The organism is Brevibacterium sp. HMSC22B09 (assembly GCF_001806795.1).
Lineage (GTDB): Bacteria > Actinomycetota > Actinomycetes > Actinomycetales > Brevibacteriaceae > Brevibacterium > Brevibacterium ravenspurgense.
Map to the genome: position 1 here is coordinate 21,374 of NZ_KV786000.1, position 26,156 is coordinate 47,529.

25 protein-coding genes and 1 pseudogene are annotated in these 26,156 nt (G+C 62.0%); 4 read left to right on the top strand and 22 right to left on the bottom strand.

The features are described 5' to 3' along the window. Positions 1-502 precede the first annotated feature (502 nt). Positions 503-1,718: pseudogene (locus HMPREF3087_RS10325) on the top strand (IS3 family transposase). A gap of 245 nt (positions 1,719-1,963) precedes the next feature. Here HMPREF3087_RS10325 and HMPREF3087_RS01660 read toward each other — a convergent pair. Genes HMPREF3087_RS01660 through HMPREF3087_RS01685 form a run of 6 tightly spaced genes read right to left on the bottom strand, consistent with a single transcriptional unit; the run spans position 1,964 to position 5,790 of the window. Then, positions 1,964-2,845 carry an SseB family protein gene (locus HMPREF3087_RS01660; RefSeq protein ID WP_070427823.1) on the bottom strand — a complete coding sequence of 294 codons (882 nt, stop codon included), beginning with the start codon at positions 2,843-2,845 and terminating at the stop codon, positions 1,964-1,966. Further along, entirely contained in the window at positions 2,842-3,579 is a 738-nt protein-coding gene (gene priA, locus HMPREF3087_RS01665; protein ID WP_070427824.1) for a bifunctional 1-(5-phosphoribosyl)-5-((5-phosphoribosylamino)methylideneamino)imidazole-4-carboxamide isomerase/phosphoribosylanthranilate isomerase PriA, read from the bottom strand. The genes HMPREF3087_RS01660 and priA overlap by 4 nt, the downstream gene beginning before the upstream one ends. Before the next feature lie 8 nt (positions 3,580-3,587). Further along, a complete protein-coding gene (hisH, locus tag HMPREF3087_RS01670) occupies positions 3,588-4,208 on the bottom strand; it encodes an imidazole glycerol phosphate synthase subunit HisH (protein WP_062019590.1) in 621 nt (206 codons plus the stop codon). Continuing rightward, positions 4,205-4,801 carry a hypothetical protein gene (locus HMPREF3087_RS01675; protein ID WP_061943596.1) on the bottom strand — a complete coding sequence of 199 codons (597 nt, stop codon included), beginning with the start codon at positions 4,799-4,801 and terminating at the stop codon, positions 4,205-4,207. Before HMPREF3087_RS01675 ends, hisH begins: the two co-directional genes overlap by 4 nt. After that, entirely contained in the window at positions 4,798-5,403 is a 606-nt protein-coding gene (gene hisB / locus HMPREF3087_RS01680) for an imidazoleglycerol-phosphate dehydratase HisB (protein WP_019174909.1), read from the bottom strand. The genes HMPREF3087_RS01675 and hisB overlap by 4 nt, the downstream gene beginning before the upstream one ends. A 54-nt stretch (positions 5,404-5,457) precedes the next feature. After that, a complete protein-coding gene (locus HMPREF3087_RS01685; RefSeq protein ID WP_019174908.1) occupies positions 5,458-5,790 on the bottom strand; it encodes a LysM peptidoglycan-binding domain-containing protein in 333 nt (110 codons plus the stop codon). Positions 5,791-6,060: 270 nt separating this feature from the next. On the opposite strand from HMPREF3087_RS01685, the gene lexA reads away from it, so the two are divergent. After that, positions 6,061-6,813, top strand: coding sequence for a transcriptional repressor LexA (lexA, locus tag HMPREF3087_RS01690; protein WP_062019586.1), 753 nt, complete (start codon positions 6,061-6,063; stop codon positions 6,811-6,813). On the opposite strand, the gene HMPREF3087_RS01695 is transcribed toward lexA, so the two are convergent. Together HMPREF3087_RS01695 and hflX are read right to left on the bottom strand one after the other, a co-directional pair. After that, positions 6,810-8,777: an ATP-dependent DNA helicase gene (locus tag HMPREF3087_RS01695; protein WP_070427825.1), complete on the bottom strand. Its 1,968-nt coding sequence runs from the start codon at positions 8,775-8,777 to the stop codon at positions 6,810-6,812. The genes lexA and HMPREF3087_RS01695 overlap by 4 nt on opposite strands. Continuing rightward, entirely contained in the window at positions 8,774-10,456 is a 1,683-nt protein-coding gene (gene hflX, locus HMPREF3087_RS01700) for a GTPase HflX (RefSeq protein WP_083271968.1), read from the bottom strand. The genes HMPREF3087_RS01695 and hflX overlap by 4 nt, the downstream gene beginning before the upstream one ends. A 61-nt stretch (positions 10,457-10,517) precedes the next feature. Here hflX and HMPREF3087_RS01705 point away from each other — a divergent pair, with 61 nt between their 5' ends. Continuing rightward, the gene (locus HMPREF3087_RS01705) at positions 10,518-11,135 is read left to right on the top strand and encodes a class I SAM-dependent methyltransferase (protein ID WP_070427827.1); all 618 of its coding nucleotides are present in this window, start codon (positions 10,518-10,520) and stop codon (positions 11,133-11,135) included. Between the two features lie 61 nt (positions 11,136-11,196). Here the strand turns inward: HMPREF3087_RS01705 and dapF are convergent, their stop codons facing one another. The 4 genes from dapF to miaB are packed head-to-tail and all read right to left on the bottom strand — an operon-like array spanning position 11,197 to position 15,144. Then, positions 11,197-12,105 (bottom strand): diaminopimelate epimerase, encoded by a 909-nt coding sequence (dapF, locus tag HMPREF3087_RS01710; protein ID WP_070427828.1) that lies wholly within the window; start codon positions 12,103-12,105, stop codon positions 11,197-11,199. Beyond that, positions 12,102-13,025: a tRNA (adenosine(37)-N6)-dimethylallyltransferase MiaA gene (gene miaA, locus HMPREF3087_RS01715; protein WP_070427829.1), complete on the bottom strand. Its 924-nt coding sequence runs from the start codon at positions 13,023-13,025 to the stop codon at positions 12,102-12,104. Before miaA ends, dapF begins: the two co-directional genes overlap by 4 nt. Beyond that, positions 13,022-13,624, bottom strand: a complete 603-nt coding sequence (locus tag HMPREF3087_RS01720) for a hypothetical protein (RefSeq protein WP_141738843.1) — start codon at positions 13,622-13,624, stop codon at positions 13,022-13,024. The genes miaA and HMPREF3087_RS01720 overlap by 4 nt, the downstream gene beginning before the upstream one ends. Positions 13,625-13,671: 47 nt before the next feature. Further along, entirely contained in the window at positions 13,672-15,144 is a 1,473-nt protein-coding gene (gene miaB, locus HMPREF3087_RS01725; protein ID WP_231864038.1) for a tRNA (N6-isopentenyl adenosine(37)-C2)-methylthiotransferase MiaB, read from the bottom strand. A gap of 101 nt (positions 15,145-15,245) precedes the next feature. On the opposite strand from miaB, the gene HMPREF3087_RS01730 reads away from it, so the two are divergent. Beyond that, positions 15,246-16,760, top strand: coding sequence for a phytoene desaturase family protein (locus HMPREF3087_RS01730; RefSeq protein WP_070427831.1), 1,515 nt, complete (start codon positions 15,246-15,248; stop codon positions 16,758-16,760). A gap of 41 nt (positions 16,761-16,801) precedes the next feature. Here HMPREF3087_RS01730 and HMPREF3087_RS01735 read toward each other — a convergent pair whose 3' ends face one another. From HMPREF3087_RS01735 to HMPREF3087_RS01780, 10 genes are all read right to left on the bottom strand, one after another. Then, entirely contained in the window at positions 16,802-17,371 is a 570-nt protein-coding gene (locus tag HMPREF3087_RS01735) for a regulatory protein RecX (protein ID WP_019174898.1), read from the bottom strand. Next, positions 17,364-18,440: a recombinase RecA gene (gene recA, locus HMPREF3087_RS01740; RefSeq protein ID WP_061943569.1), complete on the bottom strand. Its 1,077-nt coding sequence runs from the start codon at positions 18,438-18,440 to the stop codon at positions 17,364-17,366. Before recA ends, HMPREF3087_RS01735 begins: the two co-directional genes overlap by 8 nt. Before the next feature lie 355 nt (positions 18,441-18,795). Then, on the bottom strand, positions 18,796-19,446 hold the full coding sequence (locus tag HMPREF3087_RS01745) for a hypothetical protein (RefSeq protein WP_141738844.1): 651 nt from the start codon (positions 19,444-19,446) through the stop codon (positions 18,796-18,798). A gap of 119 nt (positions 19,447-19,565) precedes the next feature. Further along, the gene (locus HMPREF3087_RS01750; protein ID WP_070424571.1) at positions 19,566-20,078 is read right to left on the bottom strand and encodes a PKD domain-containing protein; all 513 of its coding nucleotides are present in this window, start codon (positions 20,076-20,078) and stop codon (positions 19,566-19,568) included. A gap of 362 nt (positions 20,079-20,440) precedes the next feature. Beyond that, positions 20,441-21,082, bottom strand: coding sequence for a hypothetical protein (locus HMPREF3087_RS01755; RefSeq protein ID WP_141738845.1), 642 nt, complete (start codon positions 21,080-21,082; stop codon positions 20,441-20,443). Positions 21,083-21,333: 251 nt separating this feature from the next. Next, positions 21,334-21,561 (bottom strand): DUF3046 domain-containing protein, encoded by a 228-nt coding sequence (locus HMPREF3087_RS01760; protein WP_019174892.1) that lies wholly within the window; start codon positions 21,559-21,561, stop codon positions 21,334-21,336. 10 nt (positions 21,562-21,571) lie between these two features. Further along, a complete protein-coding gene (locus HMPREF3087_RS01765; RefSeq protein ID WP_019174891.1) occupies positions 21,572-21,886 on the bottom strand; it encodes a helix-turn-helix domain-containing protein in 315 nt (104 codons plus the stop codon). Between the two features lie 174 nt (positions 21,887-22,060). Further along, positions 22,061-22,648, bottom strand: coding sequence for a CinA family protein (locus HMPREF3087_RS01770; RefSeq protein ID WP_070427833.1), 588 nt, complete (start codon positions 22,646-22,648; stop codon positions 22,061-22,063). 5 nt (positions 22,649-22,653) lie between these two features. Next, positions 22,654-23,262, bottom strand: coding sequence for a CDP-diacylglycerol--glycerol-3-phosphate 3-phosphatidyltransferase (gene pgsA / locus HMPREF3087_RS01775; protein WP_061943557.1), 609 nt, complete (start codon positions 23,260-23,262; stop codon positions 22,654-22,656). Between the two features lie 17 nt (positions 23,263-23,279). Next, on the bottom strand, positions 23,280-26,123 hold the full coding sequence (locus HMPREF3087_RS01780) for an FtsK/SpoIIIE family DNA translocase (RefSeq protein ID WP_370919311.1): 2,844 nt from the start codon (positions 26,121-26,123) through the stop codon (positions 23,280-23,282). Between the last annotated feature and the right edge of the window lie 33 nt (positions 26,124-26,156).

Below are 26,156 nucleotides of genomic sequence, written 5' to 3' on the forward strand. Positions count from 1 at the left end.
AGTATTTGTTGCTAAAGCGTGGGCGCAGGTGCAGAGCTCTGTCGGAAGCCGCAGAACAAGGTGAACGCTCGAAGCCAGCCCGGGCGGCACCTCGTGTGCCATGCCAAAGGACTGCCCGCAACCTGCAGCGCGAAAACACCGCTTAGCCGGAATCTGCGCCTTAGCCGCACACAAACACCGCTTAGCCGGAATCTTCGCCTTAGCCGCACACAAACACCCCTAAGCCGGAATCTTCGCCTTAGCAACCACTGCTAACCGGAGTATTTGTTGCTAAAGCGTGGGCGCAGGTATGGAGGTCCTCCGGAAAGGGGTGGGCTTGGCACCAGATGCTGAGGTGCCTGAGGGCAGGGCACCGAAATAGGGCAGCGTGCCCGGGACAGTTCAATGACGAGGCGGAGGTTCAGGGGCAACGTGGGCGGCACCTCGTGCCTTCTCGGCGGGCTGAGGTTACCCTCGTTTAGTGGACACCCTATTAGTGCGGATCTTGTGTCCGTAGGAGAGGATGTTCATTGTGAGTCAACAGCGCAAGAAGTACACGCCGGAGTATCGGCGTGAAGCCGCGAACCTGGTAATAGAGTCGCGGCGTCCGATTGCTCATGTGGCTAAGGAGATTGGTGTGTCCGCCGGGCTTTTAGGCCGGTGGGTCAAACTCGAGCGTGAGCGCCGAGGAGCATCAGATGGGATGAGCGAGGCTGATCTTCGTGCTGAGAATGCTCGTCTTCGTCGGGAGCTGGCTGAAGCCAAGATGGATAACGAGTTTTTGTCAAAAGCGACAGCCTTCTTCGCTGCGAAGCAACGCGAGCAGAAAAGTTCGAATTGATGCAGCAGGAGAAGGCGAACTACAGCATCAAGCGCATGGCACGGCTTTTAAAAGTGTCTCGGTCTGGATACTACAAATGGGCCCATACGCAGCAGAAGCGACTATCGGGCGAAGATGATCGTGCAGCATTTTACGATGATGTTGACCGCAAGATTCACCGGATTTGGAAAGACTCCGATGAGGTTTATGGTGCGCCGCGGATCACCGCAGAACTTGCCGAGCGCTACCACATTGCGCTTAACCGTAAGACTGTGGCTAAACGGATGTGCATGATGGGGATTGAGGGGATTTCACCGCGGGCCTTTGTCCCGGTGACAACGATTCAAGCTAAGCGTAAGTCCACGCTTCCTACCTGGTCAAGCGCATGTTTGATACTGGTGAGCTCAACCGGGTGTGGATGTCAGATATTACCTACTTGCGCACCGGTGAAGGCTGGTTGTACTTGTGCGCGGTCCGCGATGGCCATTCCCGCCGGGTGCTGGGCTGGGCTATGGATAGCGTTCAAGATACTTCCCTGGTCGAGCGGGCCCTGCGGATGGCGCACACGTTGCGTGGTGACGTTCCTGATGGGCTGGTGTTTCACGCTGACCGCGGAGCTCAATTCACTAGCGAGCAGCTCTGGGAGGTTTGCCGCAGCCTGAGCATTGCTCAGTCCGTGGGGCGTACTGGTGTGTGCTTTGATAACGCGATGGCTGAGTCGTTCTGGTCGACGCTTAAAACCGAGTTCTACGACCGTAAGCGCTGGACGACCCGTGATGCTGCACGCAAGGCAGTTGCCTACTGGATTGAAGTCGTCTACAACCGTCGACGCCGACATTCCGCACTCGGTATGGTCAGCCCCGTCGACTTTGAGAACCAAATTGGTCTAATCACTAGTAGAAAAGAAATAGCTGCCTAACCACTAGGTAGCTCCACTACGTGTCCACGATTTGCGGGTAACCCCAGGGCGGAATGAGCGCCTCGGGTGGGAACTCGGTGGCGCGAAAACACCGCTTAGCCGGAATCCGCGCCTTAGCAACAACTGCTAACGGGAGTATTTATTGCTAAAGCGTGGGCGCAGGTATGGGGGCCGTCGCAAAGGGGTGGGCGGGGCATAACATGACGACGCGGCGAACGGCCGTTGGGCTCAGCGCAGCGTGATGATCAGCGGACCGTGATGGTCAGGGAGTCGACTCGGTCGACGATGATGGGGTGCTCGGCCAGGCGAGCCTGGAAAGCACTGAAATCAGGTTCGCCGTCGAGGGTGAGAACAATTGCCAGTTCGGGCCCGCCCGTGACAATCCTCTGGCTGCCGGGACCTGCGCCTACAGATGCGATCCACGAAAACTGCGCCGCGATGTCGCCGATGGCCTGCGCGACTTCTCTGTCGGCCCACGAAGGCGTCCATTCGTGTCCCTGCACAAAGGCCCACAGAGCGGGCCTGCGTAGCAGAAAGGCGTGTGCGCTGCCCGGGTCGATGATGACCAGCTGCGAGCCTTCATCTACCGCGCCCAAGCCCAGCCGCTCAGCTTCGATCGGCACAGGCCTTGCCTGAGTCCCCCACTGAGTCAGAAGGGGAATCGCAGTGAAGCAGGGCGTGGCCTCGCGGCCGTCTTCCGATGACAGGCGCACCATGGCCATGTCCGAGCTGTTGTCGACCATGAGCCCGTGTTCGCCCACAGATTTGCTGAGAGCCTCGGGAAGAATCGGCGCATAAACACGCGAGTTCTTCAGCGCCTCGACTACCCCGATGTGGGCGGCCGGGTCAAAAGGGTTGGCCGTTGCGGCTTCAAGCGCCGCCGTCACCCGCGGGTCAGCTTCACCGGTATCGCCAGAGAAGGGGTTGGGTTTGAGCTCGCGGCCCTTCCACGCGGTTCCCGCGGAGTCAGTCTGATTTCCGGCCCCGGCAGAGTCGGCCTGGATACCCTCTCCCCCAGAGCCAACCTGACCGTCAGGCGACGCAGAACCGTCTGGGCTCGCAGCGCTGCCGAACATGCCCTTGAGGTGTTCGGGCAGCTGGGGCTGGTCGGGCGTGCCGTTTGTCATGGGCGGCCAGCGACCTCGAGTGCTTCACTCATGGTGAATCGGCCGGCGTAGAGAGCCTTGCCGATGATGGCGGAGTCAACACCAGCGGGTACGAGCTTGCGCAGAGCAGCGAGGTCATCAAGCGACGAGATCCCACCGGAAGCGGTGACCGGTGTGCCGGTGGTGCTTGCAATCTTCTGCAGAAGCTCCGTGTTGGGACCGCTGAGAGTACCGTCGGTGTTGATGTCGGTGACAACGTAGCGCGAGCATCCGGCGGCCTGGAGCTCGTCGATGACATCCCACAGGCTGCGGCCTTCCTTCGTCCAGCCCCGGCCGGCAAGCATTTCGCCGCGAACGTCAAGCCCGACTGCAACGGCGTCACCGTGTTGACGGATGATGTCGGCCGTCCATTCGGGGTTTTCGATAGCTGCCGTACCGATGTTGACGCGAGCTGCACCGATTTCGAGGGCGGCTTCGAGTGCCGCAGTATCGCGAATACCACCGGAGAGTTCGACCTTGAGGTCGACAGAGGCGATGAGATCCTTGATGATGGCCCGGTTGTCACCGCGGCCGAAAGCAGCGTCAAGGTCGACGAGGTGGAGCCATTCCGCTCCGGCTTCTTGGAACTTCAGCGCGTTTTCCAGCGGCTGACCGTAGTCGGTTTCGGTTCCGGCTTCACCTTGGTGTAGGCGAACGGCTTTGCCGTCGACGATGTCGACTGCGGGAAAGAGCACAAGGCGGTCTGCTTCAGTCACTGGTTCTCCTATATGTGGGAAGCGTCGAGGCTGTCAATCCAATTGGCAAGGAGCTTCAGACCTGCCCGACCGGACTTTTCTGGGTGGAACTGCACCGCGCTGAGCGGCCCGTCCTCAACAGCGGCTATGAACTTTTCACCGTGTTCGGCATACGTCGCCTCCCCTGTGCTGGGTGCTGTGTGCGCCGCATAGGAGTGGACGAAGTAGAAGTGCTCGTCGGTGATTCCATTGAACAGCAGCGAACCTGCTGGCGGCTGCACCGTGGTCCACCCCATGTGGGGAACAACGGGGGCTGAAAGCTTGGTGACGGAGCCGTTCCACAGGCCAAGGCCTTCTGCGGTCACTCCGTGTTCGGTACCCTGCTCGAACATGACCTGCAGGCCCACGCAGATGCCCAATACCGGCATTCCGCGTTCGAGCCTGTCGGCAATGATGGCCGGAGCTCCGACTGCGCGCAGTTCGTCCATAACCGACGCAAAAGCGCCAACGCCCGGGACGACGAGGCCGTCTGCCGCCAGCAGGTACTGCGGCTGTGCGGTCAGATGAACCTGCGCGCCGGCGGCTTCAAGCGCCCGAACTGCGGAGCGCACATTGCCCGATCCGGCGTCGAGAACCGCAACGGTGGTCATTTTCTGCGCCCCAGCAGCTTGTTGATGCGGAACAGGCTCACGCCGAAGACACCGGCTGCCAGCGCGGTGGCGATCCACATGTACCAAGGGCCGCTGAGAGCAACAACAGCGCCGATGACCAGTGCGACGAATGCAACTGCGGCGACGATCATCCAGACGATTGCGGTGCGCGCAATTGCGGCACGAGCGCCCGTCATAGTCAGTGCGCTTGCCTGCATCTTGCTGATATCAGCCGTGTGCTGCGCGCCTTCGATGTCAGCGGGATCTGCCTGCCCCAGAAGCAGACGCTCGACGTCTTCGGGGAGGTTCTGCAGGGCCAGACCCGCCGGTACTTCTGACTGGCGCTTGCCCCCGCGGTAGTGGCCGGAGGCGATGGCGTCGTCTTCACGGACGAGCAGAAGAACTTCGTAGCGGCCAGCCATCTTCGACAGCTTCTGGGTGACTTCGGTGGCGTGTTCGCGGCTGGCGTCGTCAAGAACAATGGCCGAAAAGCCGCCGACGGGCACGACAGAACCGCGAATATCGCTCAACACGCAAGCGGCTGCAAGCTGTTTGGGGTCGCCGAAGGGTGTGACTACGAGTGCTGTGTTCACAGGGCCCCCTTGGTGGAGGGAATAGCTCCACCAGTGCGCGGGTCGGCTTCAAGCGCCATGCGCAGAGCGCGAGCAAAGGCCTTGAATTCAGCTTCTGCAATGTGGTGGGGGTCCCGACCGGCAACAAGTGTGAGGTGGACGGTCAGGCCCGCGTTGATGGAAAGAGATTCAAGAGCGTGGCTGACCATGGAGCCCGTGAAGTGTCCGCCGATCATGGCGTACTGGAAGCCTTCGGGTTCGCCGGTGTGAACGAAGTACGGGCGGCCGCTGATGTCGACGACAGCCTGCGCGAGTGCTTCATCCAAAGGAACTGCCGCATCGCCGTAGCGGCGGATGCCCGCTTTGTCTCCGACAGCGTCTTTCAGTGCCCAGCCGATGGTGATGGCGGTGTCTTCGACCGTGTGGTGAACATCGATTTCGATGTCGCCTTCGGCTTTGACCGTCAGATCGCACAGGGAGTGGCGAGCCAGCGCGTCAAGCATGTGGTCGTAGAAAGGGACTCCGGTTGAGATGTCGGATTTCCCTGTTCCGTCGAGATCAATTGTGACGTCGACCTTGGATTCACTGGTGTGACGTGACGCCGTCCCGATCCTCTGGGCCATCAATCCTCGTTTCCATTCGGCTAATGCTGACCGCGCGGCGCGGTCAGGCCAATCCTATCGGGAGGGAACGAGGATGCGCTGGCCAGGGTGAACCGTGGAAGAGTCCAGACCGTTCATGTCGACGATGGCGGTCAGAACGTCACGAACGTCTTCCCCACCAGCGGAGTCACGGGCGATTTCCCACAGTGACTGGCCTTCTTCGACGATGACCATCTGGGTGTCTTCCGCATAGAGCGGTTCCGCATTCGAGGCCGAAGCCTCTGACCGGATGAAGAGGACGGCGCACAGAGCTACCGCAGCGATGACAGCGAGAGCCGCCATGCGCCGCACCCAAAAGATCCGGCCTTCCCTTACCGAACGGTGCGGTGCGCGAGTGAGCGTGTGCATTCTTCCTCCTAACACAGCCAGAGCCTTCGGCCCCGACAATGCGATGTGGCGTACGGCCGCTTGCCCCACGGCCATTCGCATTATTCGAACTGATGTTCTAAGACACACATTAGAACACAATCCAATGTTTGTCGAACATCTATGTGAAAATGGATTCGAACACTGCATCCGATTTCCACTGTTCAGAGCTTCCCACGAGGCACTGACATAACCGGCTCCAAGCTTCTGACCTGCAGTAATGTCAGGGGTTCGGGGCGAGAGGACTGAGTCATGACACAGTCGCGTCGCACTCGCGGCCGCCCACGTGACACCGAAGTGGCCAAGGAGGTCAGCTCGTTCCGCAAGCGCCGTGACAGCGAGTCTCCCCTGCCGGTCGCTTCAGCTGCCGCGGACGACCGTTCGCTGTCGGCCCGCCAGCGTCAGGTGCTCGAGACGATCGAGGCGTCCGTGCACAGCAACGGATATCCCCCGAGCATGCGTGAGATCGGCAAGGCCGTCGGCCTTGCTTCCCTTTCGTCTGTTGCGCACCAGCTCAACCAGCTCGAAAAGCTCGGCTATCTGCGCCGCGACCCCAAACGTCCGCGTGCTATCGAAGTAGTCAATCCGGCTGAGATCGTTGAAACGCCGGCAGCGGACACATCGGCGAACGCTGCCGCCATCCCCGTGGTCGGTCGCATTGCCGCCGGTGGCCCCATCACAGCCGAACAGAATGTGGACGACGTTTTCGTCCTGCCTCGCCAGGTTGTCGGCGCCGGCGACAACCTGTTCCTGCTCAACGTGGTCGGCGATTCGATGATCGATGCGGCCATCTGCCACGGCGACTGGGTGGTTGTGCGCAGTCAGCCGACCGCCGAGAACGGCGAAATCGTCGCAGCCCTCCTGGACGACGAAGCAACGGTCAAAACGCTCAAGCGCAAGGACGGCAAGCAGTGGCTGCTGCCGCAGAACCCGGACTACGAACCCATTGACGGCACCTTTGCCACCATCATGGGCGTCGTAACGGCCGTCATCCGCCGCGTCTAGTCTTCCGGTTTGAGTCTTTCGAGAGCCCCGCGGACCACCGCGGGGCTTTCTGTTGTCCACATGGGCGGCAAGGTCGCCATGAGGAAGTTCGCGTAGCGGGCCGTGCGCAGTCGCGAATCGAGCACCGCAACAACTCCGCGGTCGGAAGTTGAGCGGATAAGCCTCCCGGCCCCCTGCGCCAACTTGAGAGCAGCGTGAGTCGCGGAGACGGCCATGAAGCCGTTGGCACCTCGGCGGGCGGCGGCTTCCGTCCGCGCAGTGGCCAGCGGATCGTCAGGACGGGGAAAGGGAATCCTGTCGATCAGCACAAGGCGGCAGGCGTCCCCGGGGACGTCCACTCCCTGCCACAGGGAGATGGTGCCGAACAGGCTCGACTCGGCGTCAGAGCTGAAAGACCGCACGAGGCTGCCAAGCCCATCTTCGCCCTGCAAGAGGATCGGCAAGTCGGTGTTCTCACGCATGTATTCGGCGGCCTGTTCGGCGGCGGCTTTCGATGAGAACAGCCCGAGCGCTCCCCCGCGAGAGGCTTCAATGAGTTCCCGCAGCTCTTCAAGCTGTTCGACGTTGAGGCCCCCGCGGCCGGGTTTGGGCAGATGGCCGGCAACGTAGAGGATGCCCTGTTTGGGGTAGTCGAAGGGTGAGCCCACGTCGAGGCTGTCATAGCGCGGACTGTCGGGGCCTTCCAAACCAAGAGAGGCGGCAACCGGTTCGAAACGACCGCCCAAGGCCAAAGTTGCTGAGGTTGCGACGACGGTCGCCTCTTCGAACAGGCCGCGGCGCATGGTGCCGGCAACGGACAGCGGAGCGATGACGAGGCTGACGGTTTCCGTGCCCCGGAACGAATTCCGGCTGACCCAGACGACGTCGTTGGCGCTGCCGTCGGTCATGCGCTCCGCGAGGTCGAAGACCTCCTGAATGCGAGCGCGCGCCACTGTCAGGCCGGAGTCTGCCTCTTTGCCGCGTTCTGCGTCACCGCATGCGCTCAGCAGCGTGCGAGCGCTGTCGCGCAGAGCCACGACCGCGTCCTGCAGAGGTTCTGGCCACATCCGCAGCAGACCGGCTTCGGCCTGGTCGAGCGCATCCGCAAACGAGGTGCGCGCGGTATCGAAATCACTCAGCGCCGCCGGTGTTGCACCGGTGTGTTTCCGTGCCGCCGAGTGCGCCGCTGACAGCATCGCGTCGGTCAGGCTGCCGGTAAGGGCAGACGTCACGCGGTCGCGCAGTTCGTGGGCTTCGTCGATGATGACAGCCGAATGGGACGGCAGCACCGAGTTTTCGCCGAAGGCGTCGATCGCCAGCAGGGCGTGGTTGGTGACGACGACGTCCGCACCCGAAGCCTTTGTCCGTGCCAGTTCCGCCCAGCACTCTTCGACCATGGGGCATTTTTGGCCCAGGCAGTCGTAGGCGTTGACGGACACGTGCGACCATGTGCGGTCGGAGACTCCCGGCACCAAGTCGTCGCGGTCGCCCGTGTCAGTGGACTGTTCCCACGATCGGATGCGGGCGATCTCGGATTCCAGGGCGCTCATGGATCCGCCCCGGTGTGCCGCGTCGTCAGCTCCCATGTCGAACAGGAGCCCCGCCTCGTCATCCGGGTATCCCCCGGCGAGTTTGTGTTTGCACAGGTAGTTCCGCCGCCCCTTGAGCACAGCCGCACTCGGCCGGCGGCCTAAGTCTTCACGCAGGGCTTTGGCCAACCGCGGGATGTCGCGGTCGACGATCTGCGCCTGCAGCGCCAGCGTTGCGGTGGAGATGATGACGCGCTCACCAGAGCCGACGGCGTAGCGCACCGCGGGCACGAGGTATCCCAGGGACTTTCCCGTCCCGGTTCCCGCCTGTACCAGCAGGTGCGTTTCGCTTTCCAAAGCCGAGTTCACAGCCTCGGCCATCTGCTGCTGTCCCTCGCGGGGACTGCCGTTCAGTGCGGCGACGGCCTTCTCCAGCAGTCCCGCGACGTCCTTCACTCGCGGTCCCCCGCCGGATCATCACCCGAGGTGGGATCAGGTGAGACACGGTCTGGCGAGGTGGTCTCAGCATCGGGGTCAGGCACCTCGTACGAGGTGGATTCAGGTGAGTCGGGCGCCTGCCCCGGGATGCTGTCCTCGGCTGATCCGGCACCGGCAAACATATCGGGCCTGCGAAAGGGTTCGAGCTGGGCGGCGAGGTCGCCGTTGACGAACGCGTGGACGACGGTGCCGTCGTCAATGTGTTCGATGCGCTCGATTTCGCCGTCTTCGTGCACTGCCGAGAGCAGGTCGCCGCGGTTGTAGGGAATGAGGACGGTGAGTTCGTATTCGGGGTGCGGGAGCGCTTCTGCGATGGCGATGCGCAGAATGTCGAGGCCCTCGCCGGTGTGTGCGGAGACCGCCACGGCGCCGGGGTGGCGGCGCATGAGGCGGGCGACGGCATCGGGTTCGGCGATGTCGGCCTTGTTGATGACGATGAGTTCGGGTACGGAAGGGTCGACGACATCGGCGAGGACGTCGTGGACGGCTGCGATCTGTCCTTCCGGGTCCGGGTGCGAACCGTCGACCACGTGGAGCAGAACATCGGCCTGCCCGGCCTCTTCCAGGCTGGAGCGGAACGCTTCGACCAGCTGGTGCGGCAGATTGCGCACGAAGCCGACCGTGTCGGTCAGGGTGTAGGTGCGGCCGTCTTCGGCCTCAGCGGCGCGGACGGTCGGGTCGAGAGTGGCGAACAGGACGTTCTGCACCATGACCCCGGCGTCCGTCAGCCGGTTGAGCAGGCTCGACTTGCCAGCGTTGGTGTAGCCGACGATCGCGACCGAGGGGATGCGGTTGCGTTTGCGGGAGGAGCGTTTGACCTCGCGGGCCGGCGTCATCTTGGCGATGTCGCGGCGCAGCTTCGCCATGCGCTTGCGGATGCGGCGACGGTCGAGTTCGATCTGGGTTTCACCGGGACCGCGCGAACCGATTCCGGCACCTCCTGCCACCTGACCACCGGCCTGACGCGACATGGATTCACCCCAGCCGCGCAGACGCGGCAGCAGGTACTCCAGCTGTGCGAGTTCGACCTGTGCCTTGCCTTCGCGACTTTTGGCGTGCTGGGCGAAGATGTCGAGGATGAGCGCCACCCGGTCGACGACCTTCACCTTGACGACGTCTTCCAGTGCACGGCGCTGGGACGGTGCGAGTTCGGAGTCGAAGATGACGGTGTCAGCGCCGACGGCATTTACGATTTCGGCGAGTTCGCGTGCCTTGCCGCGGCCTAAGTAGGTGGCCGGATCCGGGGTGTCGCGGCGTTGAATGACACCGTCGAGGACAGTCGAGCCTGCAGTTTCGGCGAGTGCTGCGAGTTCGCGCAGAGAGTCTTCGGCGACTTCGGCCGTGCCTTCCGTGTACACCCCGGCGAGCACCACATTCTCCAGGCGGACGTCGCGGTATTCGACTTCCGTGACGTCTTCGAGTTCCGTCGACAGACCGGCCACACGGCGCAGTGCGGCACGCTCCTGGACGTCGAAGTTGGTGTCGTCGTCAGCGGCGAGTTCCGCTGCTGTGAGCGATGAGTCAGCCCGCGACAGGACGCGGTTGAGGATGTCGTCTTCGCGGGTGGGCTGTGTTTTCGGGGAGCCGGGGGTCTTGCCCGAGGTGCCGGGGGTCGAAAGTTCGTCTTCTTCTCGCATTGCCGCCCATTGTCCCACAGGGCGCAGTTTTCGGTGCCGCGAGCGCGTAGGCTTGGATGCCGTGAGCGAACACTACTTTTCTTCCGCCCCAAACGCACAGTCACGTCCGCGCCCACTCGAGGTGCGCCTGGCCGGTCACGACCTGACGGTCACAACGGACGCCGGCGTGTTCTCCCCCGGCCGCGTGGACAAGGGCACCGCGGTCCTTCTGGACCGCCTGCCCGAGGTGCCCGCCGGCAACCTGCTGGACATGGGGTGCGGTTGGGGGCCGATCGCGCTGCACGCCGGTCTCGCCGCCCGTGACGCCGGGACGGACACCCGCATCTGGGCACTCGATGTCAACGAACGCTCACTCGAACTGACGAAGAAGAACGCCGCCGAGGCGGGGCTCAGCTCGATCCGCCCCGTCACCGCCGAACAGATCCCAGACGATGTCCGCTTCGACGCGATTTGGTCCAACCCGCCGATCCGCGTGGGCAAAGAGGTGCTGCACGAACTTCTTCTGACCTGGCTGCCCCGACTGACGCCCGGCGGGGAAGCACTCCTCGTCGTAGCCAAAAACCTCGGCTCGGACTCGCTGCAGAAGTGGATGCAGGAGAACCTACCCGAGGGCTTTACCATTTCCCGCGCCGCATCATCTAAGGGGTTCCGGATCCTTTCGGCTGTCGCGCCGGAGTGACGACTGCCCACGGCAGCAACTCAGACGCACGGACACCACGTCGGCCTCGCGCTGACAGCTCTCAGAGAAGCGAAGCCTCTGCCGTAAGAACAGCGGGTCCGGACAGGACCGCATAGTCGTCCTCCACCTCGACGAGCACTGTCCCGCCCGGCTGGGTGACAAGCCACTCCCGAGGTGCCGCCTTCCCCGCCCAGTGGCTGGCGGCCAGGGCCGCCGCACACGCCCCGGTGCCGCACGCGCGGGTCTCCCCGACACCTCGTTCGTAGACCCGCATACTCAGGTGCCCCGCCTTCTGCAGGCGAGGATCGGTGAGCTGGGGTTCGGGGCCCTGTTCGATGACGATGAATTCAACGTTCGTGCCGTCCGGCGGCACGGGCTGAACTTCGGGTGGCTTACGCAGGTCGAGTGCTTCGAGTTCGGCTGTTTGGGCCACAGCGACGACGGTGTGCGGGTTCACCATATCGACACTCGCCGCGGGCCTGGGCGGGCGGAGGTTGGCCACAGCAGCAAAGGCGTCATCGGCAATCGGTTTGGGCCCCCGGGGCAGACGAACGCGATACCACGTGGCTGCTTCGGCGTTATGAGCAGAGCCGGCAGCGCTGGCGAAAGGACTTGCGGTCGTTTCGACCGTTACGGGGCCGACAGCTGTTCCGATGGTGAACTTCTCCCCGGTCTGCAGCCCAGTTTCACGTAGGAAATGAGTGAAGACCCGCACCCCGTTGCCGCACATTTCCGCTGGTGAGCCATCCGCATTGCGGTAGTCCATGTACCACTGAGCGCCGGCCTCTTCAGCGACGCGAGCCGCGGGAGTGTCGATCGAGCCGATACTCGCAGCGCGAATGACACCGTCGGCGCCGATGCCGGTTCGGCGGTCGCAGACGGCGGCAATTGCGTGAGGTTCGAGCCTGACGGTGTCGTCGGCGTACAGGAGGAAGTCGTTTTCAGTTCCGTGCCCCTTGGTGAGTTTCATGCGGTCTCCTGCCTGTCGATGATGCTCACTGCCTGTTCAAAAAGCTCTGGACTGTCGGCGTCCAGCCAGTGGATGCGAGGATCGCGTTTGAACCAGGTTTCCTGCCGTTTAGCGAACTGACCAGTGCGGATGATGGTCTGCTGGGTGGCCTCGTCGAGTGTCATGGTGCCGCGCACATAGGCGATCAGCTGCCGGTAGCCGATCGCAGCTGCCGCGGTTGTTGATTCCTCGATTCCCGCGGTGATGAGCGCGCGCACCTCGTCAACCCAGCCGTCGTCGAGCATGCGGTGAACACGTGTGCTGATTCGTTCGCGCAGGTCGGCACGGTTCATACGCAGGCCGATCTGCACCGTCGGCATGGCGTAGGTGTATTCGGGCAGGTGCGATGTGAAGGTTTCGCCGGTCAGCGCTATGACTTCCAGGGCGCGCACGATGCGCCGGGAGTCTTCGATTTTGATCTTCGCCCCGGCTTCCGGGTCGAGTTCCGTCAGCAGTGCGTGCAGATCGCGTGTGCCGTCGAGTTCCGCGATCCGCTCCAAACGCGAGCGCAGGCTGGGATCTGTGCCTGGGAAGTTCATAACGTCGGTTGCCGCTCGCACGTAAAGACCAGACCCGCCCACCAGGATGGGCTGCACGCCGCGGGACCGCATATCTGCAATGAGTTCGCGAGCCTGCTGTTGGAATTCGCTGACGCTGGCATCTTGGGTCACGTCGAGAACATCGAGCAGGTGGTGAGGTACTCCCCTGGTTTCGGCCGGCGTGATTTTGGCGGTGCCGATGTCCATACCGCGGTAGAACTGCATGGCATCGGCGTTGATGATTTCGCCGCCGTAGTGTTCGGCAAGGCGCACCGCGAGGTCGGATTTGCCGGTTGCCGTTGCGCCGACGATGTTGATGACCGGACGGGCTGGCGCAGTCACGGAAACTCCATTCGCAGCACGGCCGTGCGAGTGCCGAGGGTTTCTGCGTCGAAGTCAACGTGGACGTCGGGTTGGCCGTGAGCGCTCAGCAGCCGCTGCAGCGACTCGGTGTTGGACGCGAAGGCGTGGGCTTCCTGTGCTGCTTGCGCCAGGGCCTGGGTTTGGCCGTCCTTAATGGCTTCCATGAGCGTTCGGTCGTGTTCTGCCGCGCCTTCGACGGGGGCCAGGGGCCCATCGGGGGTCGAGGCGGCAGAGAAGTCGAAGGTGATGAGTGCGGCTTGTGCGCGGTCCAGTGGGACAGGGGTTAGCCCCGCCTCGACCGCCAGCAGTGCTGCGGAACCGGCGCGGGCGCAGGCATCTTGGACAGCCTGCCGGGCGGCTTCGTCAGGCAGTTCAGCGACCGCGACCTGCCACGCGTTTCCGGTGAGGAGCTGTCCCGTGCTCATGTCGACACCTCGGTCGATGCCGTAGGGCCCGAGCCCCACAAGCGGGGTGTCAGCGTCAATGCCGATTTCTGTGCTTTCGCCCGCGGCCCATGCGATCGCAGTGAGCATGGCTTGGCGCAGCGTGTCTTCCGCTGGTGTCCGGGTGCGTGTCACGCCGGCCGTGTACACCGGCGCGGCAGGGACAACGGCGGCGCGGAAAGTCATCGTGTGCGGATGGTCGGCATGCCCAGGACAGTGGGACCGGCGGGACCTGCTGAGTTCGAGCCTGCACCGCAGCTGTCTGCCTGCGCGAGGTCCCACGCGTCACCGGCCGGGGATGTGCGCAGCGAGTATGGGGCATCCGCGATGAGGAAGTAGGGCTTGGCCTCCGTCAGGGTGGTGGTGACGAAGTCACCCGGGCGCACAGGAGTGTCCGGGTCGGCTTTGACGTGCACCAGCCGGTTGTCCCGGGCGCGGCCTGAGAACCTGCCGTGTTCCTCATCGGGCAGTCCCGTCACGAGGATTTCGGCTTCCGTGCCGACCAGCGCCTGGTTCTCTTCCAGGGAGATGCGGTCCTGCAGAGCGGTCAGACGTTCGAAGCGCTCCTGGACGACGTCCTTGGGGATCTGGTTGTCCATTTCAGCCGCCGGGGTGCCGGGGCGGATGGAGTACTGGAAGGTGAAGGCCTGGGCGAAGCGAGCCTGTTCGACGATGTCCATCGTGCCCTGGAAGTCCTCTTCGGTTTCGCCGGGGAAGCCGACGATGATGTCGGTGGTGATGGCGGCGTTCGGAATGCGTTCGCGCACTTTGTCGAGGATGCCCATGAACCGTTTGGTGCGGTAGGAGCGGCGCATGTCTTTGAGCACTTTGTCCGATCCGGACTGCAGTGGCATGTGCAGCTGCGGCATGACGGTGGGGGTTTCGGCCATGGCGTCGATGACATCGTCGGAGAATGCTGCCGGGTGCGGGCTGGTGAAGCGCACGCGTTCGATCCCGGGAACCTGGCCGACGGCGCGCAGCAGCTTGGCGAATGCGCCCTTGTCGCGGAATTCGGTGCCGTAGGAGTTGACGTTCTGACCCAGCAGGGTCACTTCGACAACGCCTTCGGCCGCGAGTGCTTCGACTTCGGCGAGGATGTCACCGGGACGGCGGTCTTTTTCTTTGCCGCGCAGCGCCGGGACGATGCAGAAGGTGCACGTGTTGTTGCAGCCGACCGAGATCGACACCCAGCCGGAGTGGGTGGATTCGCGGCGAGTGGGCAGGGTTGAGGGGAAGACGTCGAGGCTTTCTTTGATCTCGACTTGTGCTTCCTGGTTGTGGCGGGCCCGTTCCAGCAGCACCGGCAGGGAGCCCATGTTGTGGGTGCCGAAGACCACGTCGACCCAGGGGGCGCGTTTGATGATGGTGTCGCGGTCTTTCTGCGCCATGCAGCCGCCGACGGCGATCTGCATGCCGGGGCGCTGTTCTTTGACTTCGGCCAGACGGCCGAGGTTTCCGTAGAGCCGGTTGTCTGCGTTTTCGCGTACCGCGCATGTGTTGAAGACGACGATGTCTGCCTGTTCGCCGGCATCCGCTGGGGAGTATCCGGCGTCGTCAAGGAGCCCCGAGAGCCGTTCGGAGTCGTGCACGTTCATTTGGCACCCGTAGGTTTTGACCTCGTAGGTGCGCGGGTGTGCGGTTGCTGTGTCAGTCATCGTTGCCTCAGTCATCAGGCGTCATTCTAGCCGTTGGGCGTGTGGGTCCTGCAGTGTCGTGTGGCCTGTGGCGCTGCCGTCGCTGTGGGATACTGCGCACCATGAGCAGCGAGTGTCCTGACGTTGTTGTCATCGGTTCGGGCCCGAATGGTTTGGCGGCTGCTGTGACGGCGGCCCGCGCCGGCCTGCAGGTTGTGGTGTATGAAGCTCAGCCGACCATCGGCGGTGGGGCGCGCACTGCGGACCTGGGTTTGGCTGATGGTGTTGTGCACGATGTATGTTCGGCTGTTCATCCGCTCGCTGTTGCTTCGCCTTTCTTTGCTGCTTTTGATCTGCCTTCCCGAGGTGTTGATCTGCTTCTGCCGGAAGCCTCCTACGCGCATCCGCTTGAGGATGAGCCTGCCGCGGTTGCGTGGCACAGTCTGGATCGGACGGCTGCCGAACTGGGTGTTGACGGTTCTCGTTGGCGTGATCTGTTCTTGCCCTTGCTTGAAGCCCCCAATGCGGTGGTTGCACTGGGTCTGGGGTCGAAGCGCGGGGTGCCGAGTGAGGTTCTGAACGCCCGAGGTGCCGCTGCAGCCGCGAGCTTTGTTGGTTCGGTGGCCAAGGTCGCACGGACCGGAGGTTCGGGATTGTTTTCTGGTACTCGGGCTCGTGCGCTGTTGGGTGGGGTGGCCGCCCACTCCCCTGGGCGGCTTGGAACGCTTTCATCAGCGGGTGTGGGACTTATGCTCGCGATGACGGGTCACTTGGGCGGTTGGCCAATTCCACAAGGTGGTTCTCAGGCGATTGTGGATGCTCTTGTGGCGGATATTGAGGCCCATGGCGGTTCGTTTGTCACGGGTGCTCATATTTCCGATTCTTCCCAGTTACCGCCGGCGCGGGCCTATCTGTGCGATACGACTGCAGAGGCTGCTGCAGAAATCTTTGCCGAGCATCTGCCTGCTTCGGTGAAGAGGAGCTTGCGGTCTCTTGGGCATGACAGCGGTGTTGCCAAGGTTGACTTCGTGCTGTCGGGCCCTGTTCCGTGGCGTGATCAGAATGTCGGGAGGGCCGGTACGGTGCACCTGGGTGGCACGTGGTCGGAAATCGCTGCATCACAGCACGCGGTCTCCCGAGGTGTGATGCCGCCGTCGCCTCTGGTTCTTGCGAGTGATCCGACGGTTGCCGATCCTTCGCGTGAGGTGGGCAGCCTGCGCCCACTGTGGACCTATGCGCATGTGCCCTTGGGGTGTTCCATTGACGTTACGGAGCACGTGGTCCGACAGGTTGAGCGTTTTGCTCCTGGTTTCCGCGATGTTGTTGTTGCTTCGCGTTGTGTTCCTGCGTCAAGGATGAGTGAGCACAACGCGAATTATGTTGGCGGTGACATTGCGGCTGGCAGTGTTGACGCTTACCGCCTTGTGGCCCGGCCGCGGCTGGCCTGGGATCCCTATTCTTTTGGCATGGTTCGCACTGTCAATGGGATGACGGCACGGGTTGCCCTGTGTTCAGCGGCTGCCGTGCCCGGCCCCGGCGTGCATGGTGTTTGCGGTTATGAGGCAATGCGCACGGTGCTGCGCAAAACCTTCGGCATAAACGAGAGCATCAGCTTGAGTCCGCGGTCTGGCAGCTGACATTTGAGTGGTTAGCCCATGCGCACACCCAGCCGGTGACGTCAGACTTCGTCGAGTGCTCGGCGTGTGACGTCGAGGCAGATGCCCGTGGGGAATCCGCGACGAGCGAGCATGCCGAGGATTCTGCGTTCCCGAACTTCTCGAGGAAGCCCGCGGGTGCTGTGTGCCTTTTTCATGGCGACAGAGAACGCGAGTTCGTGTTCGTCTTCCGCTTGGACGTCATCAAGCGCTTCTGCCACGGCGCCGTCAGGCAGACCCTTTTTGCGCATCTGCAGCCGCAGAGCTTTTTTCGACAGGCTTCGACGCTGTCGTTGGGCGCGCACGTAGCCGTGGGCGTAGGCCCTGTCATCAAGCAGGTTTGCGTTGGTGAGTTTGTCGATCAGGGTGTCGACGACGTCTTCGGGGTGTTCTTTCTTCAGCAGTTTGTCGCGCAGTTCAGCTGAGGAATGGTCGCGGGCACTGAGGATGTTGAGTGCCCGTTTTTTGGCCCGCTTGTACTCAGGGTCGTCTGAGGGGATGCGGTAGTCGTCGCGATTCCCCGCGGCGTGTTCCGCGGAGATCGCGTCGATTTGGTCCTGCAGCTGGCGAACAGTGCCAACTGTGTCAGGCATTGGCCGGAGTCTCCTCCTGGTCTTCCGCAGCTTCTTCGGAACCGACGATGCCCAGCTTGGTCAGGATCTTCAGTTCGATTTCGTCACGCAGGTCTGGGTTGTCCGCAAGGAAGCGGCGCACGTTCTCCTTGCCCTGACCCAGCTGGTCACCGTCATAGGTGAACCAGGAACCGGATTTGCGGATGATTCCGTTGTCGACACCCATGTCGATGATGCTGCCTTCGCGGGAAATTCCCTTGCCGTAGATGATGTCGAATTCGGCCTGCTTGAAAGGCGGAGCAACCTTGTTCTTGACGACCTTCGCGCGGGTCTTGTTGCCGACTGCGTCCGCGCCTTCCTTGAGCGTTTCGATGCGGCGGACGTCAATGCGCACGGAAGCGTAGAACTTCAGGGCCTTACCTCCGGAGGTGACTTCGGGTGAACCGAAGAAGACGCCGACCTTTTCACGCAGCTGGTTGATGAAGATCGCGGTGGTCTTGGAGTTTGCGAGAGCACCGGTGATCTTGCGCAGCGCCTGCGACATGAGGCGGGCCTGCAGACCCACGTGGGAGTCACCCATTTCGCCTTCGATTTCAGCCTTGGGAACAAGAGCTGCAACGGAGTCGATGACGATGATGTCAAGGGCACCGGAGCGGATGAGCATGTCCGCAATTTCGAGTGCCTGTTCACCGGTGTCAGGCTGAGACACAAGAAGGTTGTCGGTGTCGACGCCAAGAGCCTTGGCGTATACCGGGTCGAGCGCGTGTTCAGCGTCGATGAACGCCGCGATGCCGCCGGCCTTCTGGGCGCTTGCCACAGCGTGGAGGGCGACCGTGGTCTTACCGGACGATTCCGGTCCGTAGATTTCGATGACACGGCCGCGCGGGAGACCGCCGACACCGAGCGCTACGTCGAGTGCGAGCGAACCGGTGGGAATCGCTTCGATGGGCGGACGCTGGTCGTCACCCAAACGCATAACTGCGCCCTTGCCGTACTGGCGGTCAATCTGCCCCAGAGCCGAGTCAAGAGCTTTGGCCTTCTGTTCCGCTGCCCGCTCTTCAGCGGTGCGGGATGCTGGCTTTTCTGCCATGGATCCTCCTCATTGGACGTTGTGCTCTGACTGTAGACCGAGGCACTGACATAGAAAATGCCGAACCGAAAGCTGTGGATAACTTTTTTCGACGGCATGACAACAATACATCGACCCGAACACGTGTTCTATATTGCTCTTCGGCGTGTCTGCCCGGCTGACGGCCACAATTATCTGGGGTGCGTCCCACGGAGCACGTCGGCTGCTGAATGAACGGCGCGTCACCGTCTGCACGCAGTGTTTGCGCTACCTGTTGGCTCGGTTTTCATCAAGACAGTTCTGCCGCTTGCAGTGCTCGCCGACCACGTACCTCTCGAAACCGCAGGGCCGTCGCATCACCCAGAATGAAAGCGCATCACTCTGTATCGCATGATGGGCTCTCTTTGTACAGTTCGGAGGCTTTCCAAACGCCGTCTGCCTTTATTAGGTAAAACCCCATCTCAGGATGGTCGTCCACGCCCTCCGGACGATATGGGCCATCGTTGGAAACACGTTCCCAGTTCTGATAGTCAAGGCATGCGGCTAGGAAGACTCCATCTTCGTCGAGACCGAAATCCAACACTCTCGGCGTTTGATATTTCAGATCGTTAATGGCTCTGAATCCAGATGCTTCGAGCTCATCACGGGCATTTTCATTTGCCTCTTTGAGATCGGCAGCGGACATGTCGATGTACTTGTCCCAATACTCACCGCCGTCTTTATAGGCCCGGTTGGCTGTGGCCATGTACTCGGTGAAGAAAATGACTGCTTCGTCAGCCAGCTGAATGTCATCAGCGGAAACCTCAAGCCCCTCGCCAAACGTGTACTCCGGAACCATCGGCGTTGGGCTTTCCGACTCAGCAGACGGTGAGCCAGAAACGAAATCCCTGGGAGGCCGGGCTTCACTGCTTCCACTCGAGCAACCGCTCAGAACTACAAAGCCGACAAGAGCCGCGGCCACAATGCGGCGGACCTTCCGTGCGCACGAATCCCCAACGAAATACCGCATAGGCAGAGAAAGCATCATTGATTCCTGTTCGCCACATCTTCGTGTTCTGCTTTCCAGGCTATTGATTCGACAACCGCCTGACCAGACCCATCACAGATCTGTGGACAACCCTGACTCACGAATCGGCAGTGAAAGCGTCAGCGGTTGGCTCGGTTTTCATCAAGACAGTTCTGCTTCTTGCAGTGCTCGCCGACCACGTACTTTTCGTACCGGTAGATCGTCACATCACGAGGCGGGCTCGTCTTTTCGGCCGTTCCTTCAATGTCGGTCCACGGGCCATTGCCCACGCGGAACCTGCCCTCATACTTCACAGTGACTGTCACTTTCACGTGCTCAGCTTCGCTGTACACGTGATAGAAACCAGCGCGCTCCAAACTCACCGGCTTTCGCCACGGTGAATGCGTCCACTTGACTGTTCCGTCACCAAAATCCCACCGCCACGAAACAGGGACTGCTTCGACTGTCACTTCCTGGCCCAACATGGTCAACGTCTTCGTCTGCGTGGTGTCATCCGTCCAAAACGCTGTGCGCTTGCCGGCAACACCCCAACCATCCGGCCATACATGAACCTCCGCGGCAGACAGAGGGACCGACTGGAAGTCTTTCTGCGTCACAACGGGAACAGCCGGTGCAGCCGGCTCACCCTGCACAGGCGCTCGCCCACCTGATGGCCGGCCAGGCTTAGCCGGCTGCCGCGGCTGCTCATACCGAACCCAACACTGACCACCATCGACACTGATCACACGCCCACCACACCGGTTATGCCACCGCACAGGAGGCGGAGAAGGCTTCCGCGGACCCGACTTCTTCGTGCTGCCCGTTGGCCGCCGGTCTTCAGCCTGAGGCTTTCCCTTAGGTGAACTTCGCGGAGCCTTCGGTTTGTGGCCCTTCGACGTCGATTTGTTGTTGCAATTAAGGCTGTCTGCGTCCAGAGTACAAGTTGCAGCCAATGCCGGGTGGACAGGGGTCAAAACGCTCAAAGCGATTGCGATAGTCATCGCGATCGCTAGTTTCAGTCGCATTGCTGATCCACATTCGTTATTTCAACCACACGCCATTCGTCGCCGGGCCGTTGAATGACGAAACCAGACACTGAATTAACGTCCTGCTTGGCAACACGTTCACCATTGGTACTCGTTGTTTCCCAGTCTTTGTAGTGCATACACGCCGTCAAGAAAACCTCAGGGCCTGAAGCCTCAAAGTTACCGATGGTGAGTTCGCTTGCTTTCAGATCGTTTTTAGCAATACGGCCTTCTTCACTGAATTTCTTTTCGCTTGCCTCCTGAGCCTCTTTCAACTCGCCAGCAGTCATACTGTTGAACCGATCCCAATACACCCCGCCGTCTTTATAGGCCCGGTTCGCGGCAGCCATGTACTCGGTGAAGAAGACAACGGCCTCGTCGGCCAGTTGCTTGTCGTCGTCGGAAAGCTCAAGCCCTTCTTCTACCGTGTACTCCGGAATCTTCGGAGTTGGGTCCTCAGGTTCAGCAAACGGCGAACCCGAAGTGGATTCACCAACGCCTTCAGCCTCGGCACTCCCACTGGAACAGCCAGAAAGGACCAAGCACCCGACACACACCGCGGCCGCCAAACGCCGCACCTTGCGCACATGCGAGTTGCCAACCAGAGACTGCAAAGGCAGAGAAAGCATCATTGATTCCTGTTCGCCACATCTTCGTGTTCTGCTTTCCAGGCTATTGATTCGACAACCGCAAGACCAGACCCATTACAAATCTGTGGACAAAATCCGTCCGGCGCGAAGAAACTGCAGGTCCGCGGCACACCTGACACACAAGGCCAGCGAGCTTGGCCTTCGCAGAAATGCAGAAGCGCCGGGCACACAGCCCGGCGCTCACGGCACATTCACAACGGCGAATAGGTTTCCTGAAGCAAAACCCGCCGATATCAGAACGGCGTCGACAGTGGTTTGTCTTTGCCCAAACGACGCTCAAAAGGGACCCCCGCACTTTCGCAGATGGCTTCCCAGATTTCGCGCGGCTCGTAACCAGCGTCAAAAGCTTCGGCCGGGGTGCGGGAACCAAGCGAACTCAATGCGAGATCAGTGTGCAGCGAACGAGCGCGCATTGAACCGAACTCATCTTCCATGAGCTCCCAGTAAACAGTGTGCTGCATCAGCTGATAATCAGCGCTGCGGCGCCAGGGCATCCCCGCCCAGGTAGCTTTCAGACATTTCAGCCGGCACGGTGTCCGGAATTTCGACGCCTTCGGCCAGAGCGATGCGATCGCTGACTTCGCGCAGAACAACGGACAGCGGAACATCAAGAGCAGAGCAAATGGATGCCAGAAGCTCCGACGATGCTTCTTTCTGACCGCGTTCGATTTCGCTGAGGTAGCCGAGTGAAACGCGCGCACCCGTCGAAACATCGCGCAGAGTGCGGTTCTGACGGCGGCGCGCCGAGCGCAGAGTGTCGCCGATTTCCGTACGGACGAGAGTCATAGGTGGCCTCCCTCTAGGCGACTCGTAAAAATCTGTTCGTTCATCATCTACCACCAACCACGGCCGGTGAAGATTTGTTCCCCAAGCCTACAGGCAGGCCCTGACTCAAGCACTGATGATCCATTCAGGTTTCAGCGCGCTCGTGCCCAAAAGCACCCACAGACCACGCACTGCTCATTTCACGGCCGCGGCCAGAAGTTCCAAACAGGCATCGACAACCTGACTGCGGATCTGCGCTCGGCTGCCCGAAAAGTCGAACCGCTCAACTCGTCCGCGCCCTTCGCCGTCGCCAGCACCAGCATCGCCGGCAGAACCACCGCCGGCTTCCCACAGCCCGATGTACACCCGGCCGACGGGCTTGCCGTCCTGCGGGTCAGGCCCGGCAACCCCAGTACAGGACACCCCGAAGTCAGCACCGCAGACTTCAGCGGCACCTCGTGCCATCTGCAGAGCGACATCCGGATCAACCGCACCCCGCTCGCTCAGGAGATCAGCATCGACCCCGGCCAAGCTGTGCTTAAGTCCGGTCGCGTAGGTCACCAGTCCCCCTCGCAGAACTGCCGAGGCACCCGGCACGTCTGCCAGCGAAGCGGCCAGAAGACCTGCCGTCAGGGATTCGCAGGTGGCAACCGTCAGGCCGCGCTTGGTCGCTGCGGCAATGACTTCGCGGGCAGCCGGCCGCGGCTCACCAGCGGCGCGAACACCACTAGGCCGCGGCTCACCAGCGGCACCAACCGTCTCAACGCCACCAGCCGCATTCACAGCGCTCAGCCTGCCTGTTTCAATGCCCGGCTAACATCAACCACGTACTGCATGCCCGACCACAGGGTCTGGACGATCGCGGCAACGAGGATCACCCATGCCACAACCAGCAGTCCCACGGTCAGTCCGGAAATGCCCAGGTGTCCAACCGGAACCACCAGGAGCAGCAGTCCCACGGCCACAGTCTGCAGAACAGTCTTGATCTTGCCACCCTTCGAAGCCGGCAGCACGATCTTCTTCACCACGATCAGACGCATCACGGTAATGCCGTATTCGCGCACAAGGATGATGACCGGCACCCACCACGGCAGACCGCCGGGCCCGCCGATGATCGCCAGACCGATGAACGCTGCGGACATGAGCGCTTTGTCGGCAATCGGGTCGGCAATTTTGCCGAAGTCGGTGATCAGCCCGTATTTGCGGGCCACCGTGCCGTCAATCCAGTCGGTGATCATCGCCAGGCAGAAGATCCCGAACGCCCACAGTCTCAGGACCGGGTCCTGCCCGCCCTGGGACAGGAGCAGCCACAGGAACAGCGGAACCATGAGGATCCGCAGGACCGTCAAAGCGTTGGGCACATTCCACGAACTGGGTGCCTGTTTCGAAGTTTCCATCATGCTCACTGTATCGCTCAGCGGCCGGTGAGATCCCAAGCGTCCTCGCCGCCGGCTTCCACGACCTCGAGCCCGGTTTCGGCGTCGTAAGTCCGCCCGCTGTCATCCGTGTAGTCGGAATGGCTGAGCGGGTCTGACGAGGCGGAGCTCACCTGGTCCCCTCCTACCCCACCGGGGTTGGTGTCGGCTGGGGCGGCAGGTGCGGTGTCTGCGGGTGCTGATTCTTCTGCAGGCGGAGTTTCGCCCTTGATGTAGGCGAGTGTGGCCGGGAGGTCTTCCGGTTTGACCAGCACGTCGCGAGCCTTTGAACCTTCGGACGGGCCGACGATTCCACGGGACTCCATGAGGTCCATGAGTCGTCCCGCACGGGCGAAGCCCACGCGCAGTTTGCGCTGCAGCATCGAGGTCGAACCGAACTGAGTTGTGACGACGAGTTCGACGGCCTGCAGCAGGTCGTCCATGTCGTCGCCGATCTCTTCGTCGATCTGCTTCTGCGGGGCAGCCTGCTGGACGTCTTCACGGTAGTTCGGCGACAGCTGGCCCTTGACGTGTTCAACGACCTTTTCGATTTCGGATTCGTTGATCCACGCACCCTGCACGCGCATGGGGCGGGAGGCGCCCATCGGCAGGAACAGAGCGTCACCCTGGCCGATGAGCTTTTCAGCACCCGGCTGATCGAGGACCACGCGGGAGTCTGCCAGCGACGAGGTTGCAAACGCCAGGCGGGAGGGCACGTTCGCCTTGATAAGACCGGTGACAACATCAACCGACGGACGCTGGGTGGCAAGCACCAGGTGAATGCCGGCGGCGCGCGCCAGCTGAGTGATGCGCTGAATCGATGCTTCAACATCGCGCGGGGCGACCATCATGAGGTCGGCGAGCTCATCCACAACCACCAGCAGGTACGGGTAGGGCTGAAGCGTGCGCTCCGAACCGGCAGGCGGCGAGATGCGTCCTTCGCGGACGGCCTTGTTGAATTCGCGCACGTGCTTGAAGCCGAAGTGTGCGAGGTCGTCGTAGCGGGCATCCATTTCCTTGACAACCCACTCGAGGGCTTCTGCAGCCTTCTTCGGGTTGGTGATGATGGGGGTGATGAGGTGCGGGATGCCGTCGTAGATCGTCAGCTCCACACGCTTGGGGTCCACAAGGATCATGCGCACGTCATCCGGGGTTGCGCGCATCATGATCGAGGTGATCATGGAGTTGATGAAGCTCGACTTACCGGAACCGGTGGCACCGGCCACGAGCATGTGCGGCATCTTCGACAGATCGGCAACAACGAAGCCGCCTTCGACGTCCTTGCCCACACCGACAACCATCGGGTGTTCCGTCTGGCGGGCCGCACCGGAGCGCAGAACATCGCCGAGCACGACCGTTTCGCGGTCGCTGTTGGGGATCTCGATGCCGATTGCGGACTTGCCTGGGATCGGCGACAGGATCCGCACTTCAGCACTGGCCACCGCGTAGGCGATGTTCTTCGACAGGTTGGTGATCTTCTCAACCTTGGTACCCGGTCCCAGCTCAACTTCGTAGCGGGTAACCGTCGGTCCGCGGCTGAAGCCGGTCACTTCGGCGTTGATCTTGAACTCTGCGAAGACATCGCGCAGTGCTGCGACAACACGGTCGTTGGCTTCCGAACGCTCCTTGGCCGGAGGACCAGCTGAGAGCAGATCAGTGCTCGGCAGCGTGTATGTGACGTCACCATCAAGGGACAGCTGGGTAACGCGTTCGGGGAGTTCGCCGGTCGGCTGCGGGGCCGGTGTGGACACCGCGGGAACAACGTCTGCCTTCTTGGCAGCACTGGCATCCGCTTCCTCTTCAGCGCCATCGTCCATGCCGAGGCTCTTCTTAAGCTCAGCGCGTTCCTTTTCGGCCTTTGTCTGGCGGCGCTGGCCGGGCTTGGGCGCATCGACGTCGAAGACTTCCGTTTCGGCGTCTTCAGCGACAGGTGCGGCATAAGCACTCGATGCGGGCATGACGGTGGTCTGCTGCTGCGAGGGCGGAGTTTCGGACTCTTCGATGACAGCCTTGTCATAGGCCCGCGACTTCTCAGCATCAGCGTCGTCCTGCTTCTTCCGGCCGCGGCGCTTTGCGCCCATCGGTTTCAGCGTGGACGTGCGACGGTCTTCGGCGACCAGGTCAACACTGCCTTCGTCACCATCCTCAGACCGCTGCGAACGTCCGCCGGTCAGACGGTCGTAGGCGCCCATGAGGCGCGAAGGGATCTCCTGCACCGGAGTTGCCGTGATGACGAGCACCGAGAACAGCCCCAGCAGGATCAGCAGCGGAACCGCAACGTATTCGGTGACAGCAGCCACAAGGGGCGTCGCCAAGAGGAAGCCGATGGCGCCTCCCCCGTTGGCCATCGCCTCGTGCGAATTGGCGAACGTGGGCACCCCGACATAGATGTGCGCAAGACCGGCAGCGGCGGCGACGAAGCCGATGAGGCCGAACAGAATGCGGTTGTTGCCGCGGGTGTCAGCACCGCGCATGAACAGGCGCACGGCGTAGCCCACGAAGATGATCGGCAGGGCGAGCGCAACACGACCCGCGGTGCCTTCGACGACAGCGCGCACTGCACCGCCGATGGCTCCGGGAATGTTCCACCATTCGAATGCGGCGACGACGAGGGCTAAGCCGATGAGGAAGAAGCCGGTGCCGTCACGGCGGGTTGGCGATGGGTCGTCGTGGGGTTCTTCTGAGAACACCTTGCGGGTTCGATCGCCTGCCATGCGGGAAACTCCCATCCATGCCCCGGTCACCGGGTTTGCTTTCTTGGGCCCCGCTTCGGGTTCGGCAGATGCACTGCTCGCGCGCCTCTTGCGCTTACCAGCAGCGGGGGAAGTCGTACTGGTCGCCATGGAACCATAGTAGGCCCGCAGGCGGCCCAGGCC